Here is a 1259-nt window from a genome sequence, read left to right as displayed (position 1 = left end):
CAAGGTCTGGAGAAAGGTGAATATTTCATCAATAAACAATTATGCCGCCTGCGTGATATCCAGGAGCTTTTTGCTCAATGTGGTATCAGTCGTGCGGCTTTTTCTATCACATCTCAGGGTAAGATTGACGAGTTTACAATGGTGCGCCCGCAAGAAAGGCGAACTTTTCTCGAAGAAATTGCCGGGGTGAGCAGTTATCGCCAGCGCAAGGCTAATACCCTGAAAAGGCTCCAGGAAACAGAAGATTCTCTGGCCCGTTTGGAGGATCTTTTAGTAGAGATGGAAAAGATGGAGAATCCCTTTAAAAAAACAGGCAGAGGTTGCAGAGCAACACATGAGATTTGCTAAAGCACATCGGGAAATGGAGCTCTGTTTGCTGGAAGGCCAACTGGCCTCGGCCAGGAAAAGGATGAGGATATAACGAATGATTCCCATCAGCTGAAGTCTTTTTTAGGTCGTATACAGGAGACTATTACCATACTGGAAAAGCAGCTTGCTGAATTCCGGAGAGGGTTGTCTTTGAGGCTTAATGCCATTGAGCAAAAAGGAAGAGGATTTAAGTGAGATACAGAGTGTTCTTCAGGAGAGACACTCTGACTTGCCCGCCTGGAGGAAAAATTAGGTTCTTTTGATGACCGCGGGACTGAGTTGGATGCCAGGCTGGCGGTGAATTGTACAAAGAAAGGCAGAAACAGAACAGGAGCTGGCAGAAGGTCGTATCTGTCTGTGAAAATCTGAAAGGCCTTCAAATCCCAGGCAGAGAGTGATGTGGAGGAGTTAATAGCAGAGAAAAGTGATTGGGAAGAGCAAAAGAAAGAATCAAACATGACATGGGATAGTGTTGATAAAGAGATTTTTGAGATACTCTACCAAAAGACTGCCTTGGTCAGTGATCTTCAGGTGCAGAAGAATAAAAAAGAGGTGCTCTTGCGCCAGCGGGATTCTCTTATCCAAAGGGTCAATAAAGGAAAGTCCCGTTATGCGGAACTGGAAACAAAGATCCTTGCGGGTGAGGAGTTGTGCAAAAAACATGCTGCCTCACAAGAAAGCCGTTAAGGCTGAACTAGGAGAAAGAGGAAAAACTTGTACACCACTGACAATGGAACAGGAAAAGAATACTAATTACAGCTCCAGTCCCTTTCAAAGAAGATCGACCGGCTTCAGGTGCGTTTATCTGTACTCAAAGATGCGGAAGACAATCAAGAGGGCTATCAGCAGGGTGTGAAGAGGGTTTTACAGGAGCTGGCTAAAGGTGTCAG

General features: G+C 45.4%; 2 protein-coding genes. Both read left to right on the top strand.

Translation table 11 applies throughout. From position 1 onward, the window contains the following. Positions 1-348, top strand: a 348-nt coding sequence (locus SSCH_RS18950) for a hypothetical protein (protein WP_044664587.1), incomplete at its 5' end; no start/stop codon positions are given. A 420-nt stretch (positions 349-768) separates the two neighbouring features. Further along, positions 769-1056 (top strand): hypothetical protein, encoded by a 288-nt coding sequence (locus tag SSCH_RS05460; RefSeq protein ID WP_044664586.1) that lies wholly within the window; start codon positions 769-771, stop codon positions 1054-1056. The last annotated feature ends 203 nt before the right edge of the window (positions 1057-1259 follow it).

It is taken from the genome of Syntrophaceticus schinkii, assembly GCF_000946815.1.
GTDB classification, from domain to species: Bacteria; Bacillota; DSM-12270; order Thermacetogeniales; family Thermacetogeniaceae; genus Syntrophaceticus; species Syntrophaceticus schinkii.
This window is presented reverse-complemented; position numbering and strand designations above follow the sequence as displayed.